The 5,095-nt window shown below is 39.0% G+C and carries 4 protein-coding genes; 1 reads left to right on the forward strand and 3 read right to left on the reverse strand.

All coding sequences use genetic code 11. From position 1 onward, the window contains the following. Positions 1-201: 201 nt before the first annotated feature. Entirely contained in the window at positions 202-1,245 is a 1,044-nt protein-coding gene (locus ESZ39_RS17035; protein WP_146881119.1) for an ATP-dependent 6-phosphofructokinase, read from the reverse strand. Positions 1,246-1,400: 155 nt separating this feature from the next. On the opposite strand from ESZ39_RS17035, the gene ESZ39_RS17040 reads away from it, so the two are divergent. Further along, positions 1,401-2,249 carry a DUF6279 family lipoprotein gene (locus ESZ39_RS17040; RefSeq protein ID WP_146881120.1) on the forward strand — a complete coding sequence of 283 codons (849 nt, stop codon included), beginning with the start codon at positions 1,401-1,403 and terminating at the stop codon, positions 2,247-2,249. Positions 2,250-2,381: 132 nt separating this feature from the next. On the opposite strand, the gene pyk is transcribed toward ESZ39_RS17040, so the two are convergent. Both pyk and ESZ39_RS17050 read right to left on the reverse strand, forming a co-directional pair. Beyond that, positions 2,382-3,836: a pyruvate kinase gene (pyk, locus tag ESZ39_RS17045; protein WP_146881121.1), complete on the reverse strand. Its 1,455-nt coding sequence runs from the start codon at positions 3,834-3,836 to the stop codon at positions 2,382-2,384. Positions 3,837-3,906: 70 nt separating this feature from the next. After that, entirely contained in the window at positions 3,907-4,755 is an 849-nt protein-coding gene (locus ESZ39_RS17050) for a MurR/RpiR family transcriptional regulator (RefSeq protein ID WP_146881122.1), read from the reverse strand. Between the last annotated feature and the right edge of the window lie 340 nt (positions 4,756-5,095).

A 5,095-nucleotide genomic window follows, 5' to 3' on the forward strand; every position in this document is an offset into this window, starting at 1 on the left:
TTTTTGCTCTATCGCTAGTTGGCTAGTTAATTGTTCGAGTTGTTCAAATGAATTATTCATATACAATCTCACATCAATTACTGTATGTAACCTCAGTATAGCATCAATTAACTACGACATAGCCAATACCTTTAGGTTTAGTAAATATGCTTAATGAGTAAAGGTAAGCCAATTGCTTTTTATGGCTAAACAAAAAATAACTTAACAAAGACGCTGCGCGGTTAAAGCTAGTATATTTTCTTGTGCTTGTATTAAACTTTCGCTAACGCCTTGTTGATGCATAATTGCTGTGGGTAAAGCAACATCAGCAATAGCGTTATTTTGCTCTGCAATCATAATGTTTGATTTTCCTGCGATTAGCGATTGTACGGCACCAACCCCCAACTTGGTTGCTAAAATTCGGTCTTTAGCAACCGGTGAGCCGCCCCGTTGTATATGGCCAAGAATACAGGCAGTGCAATCGATATTCGCTAGCGCTTGCAACTGTTGAGCTAGCACAGAGGCACCGCCTTGCCATACATTTTCAGCAATGACAATAATATAGCTAGCATGTCGATTGGCTTGAGCGAGTTTTATTTCTTTCGCTAATGTTAGCAATTTTTCTTGCTCTCCAGTGGCTTGATTATTAGCGGCAAAATTTTCAAATGAAATGACTTGCTCGGCAGCACAAGCAACACCAACATTAAAAGTAATATGGCCGCTATTACGTCCCATTAATTCAACAATAAAAATGCGCTCAAATGCTTCTGCCGTGTCGCGAATTTTATCTATCGCCTCAATAGCGGTATTAATCGCGGTTGAAAAACCTATAGTAAAGTCGGTACCGTCAATATCGTTATCTATGGTGGCAGGAATACCAATAACTTGTCCAGACCACTGTTTATGCAAGGCGAGTGAGCCGGCAAATGAGCCATCACCACCAATGACAATTAAGGCGTCAATTTTTTCTTTCAGCAGTGTGCTTGTTGCTTGTGCTATACCTAAGGATGTTTTCATCGCGGGGCAGCGGGCACTTTTTAAAATAGTACCGCCTTTATGAATAATGTTCGCGACGTCTTTAACGCCAAGTGGCATTGATACATAGTCAATCAAACCGTTAAAACCGGCATAAAAACCAATCACAGCAATTTGGTAATGCTGTGCTGCAATAACAATAGCTCTAATCGCAGCATTCATGCCGGGTGCGTCGCCACCGCTGGTTAAAATGGCGATTCTCTTGACCGGTTTTATGTTATTGGTGTTCATAGTTTCTTTCCAGTTGCCACAACAGGTGATTGAATTTAGAGGAATAGTACTTCAAATTAACAGTCATTTACTTTAAGGTAAAATAGTTTTTCATTAAACCACGCTTAGTTTAATGTAGGTCAATAACTGGGATTAAGTTGTAGGAGAAATATTAAATGATAAAAATAAAACCAACGCTACTTTGCCTATTAATTGCTGTGTTTATTTCTGGCTGCAGTTTTCGCTTTGTCTATAACCATTTAGATTGGTGGACTAATTGGTATCTTGATGATTATGTCACGCTAAATGAGCAACAACAGCAACGTTTCGATGATGAGTTTGAGCAATTGCATTTATGGCATCGCACAACACAATTACCCGCTTATGTGCATCAGCTTAACGGCCTGAAAATTGCAATTAACAATGAAATAAATGAGCAGGATATCGCTGATAACTTTGGACAATTTATTGAGCATTGGCAAAATTTTTTAGTCGCTACAGAGCCTAAGTTACAGCCTTTGGTTGTTAGTCTGTCAGCCGAGCAAACACAGCAACTGTTAAAAGCACTACAAGAGGCTCATCAAGAAAGGCTTGATGATGATGAGGCTTTGTCTGAGCAGGACTGGCTAGAAGAGCGCACTGATAAGCAAAAGGAGCAGCTTAAGGATTGGTTTGGTAAGTTGACCCCTGAGCAAAAGTCGCAAGTAACATTGTTGGGTGCAGACTTTCAGCGCTCGTTTGAACCCCGTATGCTTTACCGTCAACAATGGACCCAACAGTTTGCTGATCTGTTAAATGGCAATTTACCCGCTGAGCAATTTCAATTAAAGTTTTACCGTTTATTTGTTAATGGTCGTAGTTTACGAGATGAAACACTTGATGCCATTACCAGCAATAACAATCAGGTGTTCGCTAATATTTTTGTTTATATGGTAACAACGGCAACGGATAAGCAGCGTAAACGCATTAACAAAAAAATCGACAAAATACTTGGCGATCTAGAGTATCTAATTAATGATGATTAATCTGTTAGGTGGCTAAAGGCTAAACATAAATAGTCATATAAAAAACAAAAAAATAGGTAGCTAAAAAGCTACCTATTTTTATTTAATTTATCGTTCGTTATCTTAAGTCATGTTAACTGTTATAAAACGAGGTTAAGCAAAGTGACCTTTAGTTAAGGTTAACACTTTTAAGGTGTTAGTTGCTCCAACAGTTTCCATTAAATCGCCGTGCGTTAATATCACTTTATCGCCAACGACTAATTCTGAACCTTTAACTACGGTAGATAAGACATCTTGTGCCATTTTTTCAGCATTGTCAGCATCTGTAGAGTCAAAGGCAACGGGGTAAACACCACGGTAAATAGCTGTTTTAGTTAAGGTTTTATTATGGCGAGATAACGAATAAATTGGTAAACCCGAAGAGATTCTTGACATAATTTTTGTGGTATGGCCTGACTCGGTTAACGCAATGATAGCTTTAACGCCAACTAAATGATTAGCCGCGTACATAGCCGACATGGCAATAGTTTCTGAGACTTCAGTAAATACCATCTCTACGCGATGCTTTGAGGTCGTTACCGATCTTTCTTTCTCTGCGCCAATACACACGCTGGCCATTGCTTTTACCGTTTCAACCGGATACTTACCTGCGGCTGTTTCAGCTGAAAGCATCACGGCATCTGTACCATCAAGCACGGCATTAGCAACATCCATTACTTCAGCACGTGTAGGCATCGGCTGCTCAATCATGGTTTCCATCATTTGTGTTGCGGTGATCACTACGCGGTTTAACTGACGGCTACGAGCAATAATATGTTTTTGTTTACCGACTAACGCGGCATCACCAATTTCCACACCTAAATCACCACGGGCAACCATAACCACATCAGACGCTAGAATAATGCCATCTAGCACTTTGTCATCATTTACCGCTTCAGCACGTTCAATTTTTGACACTAAACGAGCGTCACAACCGGCTTCTTGTGCTAATAAACGCGCTTCACGCATATCAGCGGCGTCACGTGGAAAAGAAACGGCAAGAAAATCAACATTAATCTTAGCCGCTAGTTTAATATCTTCTTTGTCTTTATCAGTAAGGGCAGGCGCGGTAAGACCACCACCTTGTCGATTAATGCCTTTGTTGTTTGATAATGGACCACCGACAGTTACTTCAGTAAAAACTGAATCTCCTTTGGTTTCAAGTACGCGTAATTGTACGCGGCCATCGTCAAGTAATAAAATATCACCTGGGACAACATCTTGAGGAAGTTTTTTGTAATCAATACCCACTTTCTCTTGGCAACCTTCACCTTTAGCTAATGAGGCATCTAATTCGAATTTCTCACCAATAACTAATTGTATAGGACCATTTTTAAAGGTTGAAACTCGAATTTTAGGTCCCTGTAAGTCACCTAATATACCAACATAAATTCCTAGCTCTTTGGATAATTCACGCACTGTATTAGCGCGGTCGATATGATCTTGTGCAATACCGTGAGAGAAATTTAATCTAACCACGTTTACACCTGCAGCGAGTACTTGTTTTAATACAGATCTTTCGTCAGTTGCCGGACCTAATGTGGCGACAATTTTGGTTCTTCTAGGCATGATAATCCTCAAATTTATGTAATATTATATGTTTTTATCAACAATTGGTTATGACACCAATTGCCACTAATTAATCTTTACGCTCAAAGCGTGAGCTACGTAAACTGTCTTTCACTTTCTTCAAATTGTCTCTAAATTTTGTGCCACGACGAAGAGTAAATCCGGTCGCCAAACAATCAATTAAGGTCAACTGAGCAATACGTGATGCCATTGGCATATATAAGTCAGTATCTTCGGCAACTTCTACTGAAAGCACAATATTACATTCTTTGGCTAACGGTGAACCTGCTGTTGTTATTCCTATCACAGTAGCGTCATTTTCACGTGCTAAACTGGCGACATCAACCAACGACTTAGTTCGGCCGGTATGTGATATAACAACGACAACATCGCCTTGGCAACTGTTTATAGCACTCATACGTTGCATTAATATGTCATCAAAATAGACCACGGGGACATTAAAGCGAAAAAATTTATTTTGTGCGTCATGTGCGACAACCGCGGAAGCGCCCAAGCCAAAAAAAGAAATTTTATTTGCTTGAGTTAATAGGTCAACAGAGCGATTGATAGTAGAGCTATCTAAACTTTTACGCGCCAACTCTAAGTTGGCCATAGTTGATTCAAAAATTTTTGATGTATATTCTTCAGCCGAATCATTTTCATCTACATGGCGATTAACGTAAGGTGTGCCATTAGCCAAGCTTTGTGCTAAATGCAGTTTAAAGTCGGGGTAGCCCTTAGTATCGAGTCGTCGACAAAAGCGATTTACCGTCGGCTCACTTATATTAGCTTGTTTCGCCAAGGCAGCAATACTGGCATGTATAACCGTTTCAGGTGATGATAATATAACGTCTGCTACTTTACGTTCAGATTTACTGAAGGTCTCTAACTCGTTGGCGATTTTTTCTAATATGTTCATTACGTTTAAGCCTTCGCGTGTTACTTAACTGGTTAATTACCGACCAAATAAAAGGTAACTGTAATTTATTTTCTGTCTTAGCAACAGAAAATATGAAAATTTATTTCATATTTTAGACTAATATAAAACAAAAGTGCTGAATTTTGCAAACATTTAATCTCTTTTCATACTAAAGTAGCAGGGTGGGATCACGCATTTCAAATAAATGGCACTGTATAATAAAGAAATTTTGAACCTTATTGATAAGAGATGATCAGATCAGTATCAAAAATTAACAATAGTTATTTATCATGTCATTATTTCAAGATATTGAAAGCATTAAAGATCACAGAGTAGACGC

This window comes from Colwellia sp. C1TZA3 (genome assembly GCF_007954265.1).
Lineage (GTDB): Bacteria > Pseudomonadota > Gammaproteobacteria > Enterobacterales > Alteromonadaceae > Cognaticolwellia.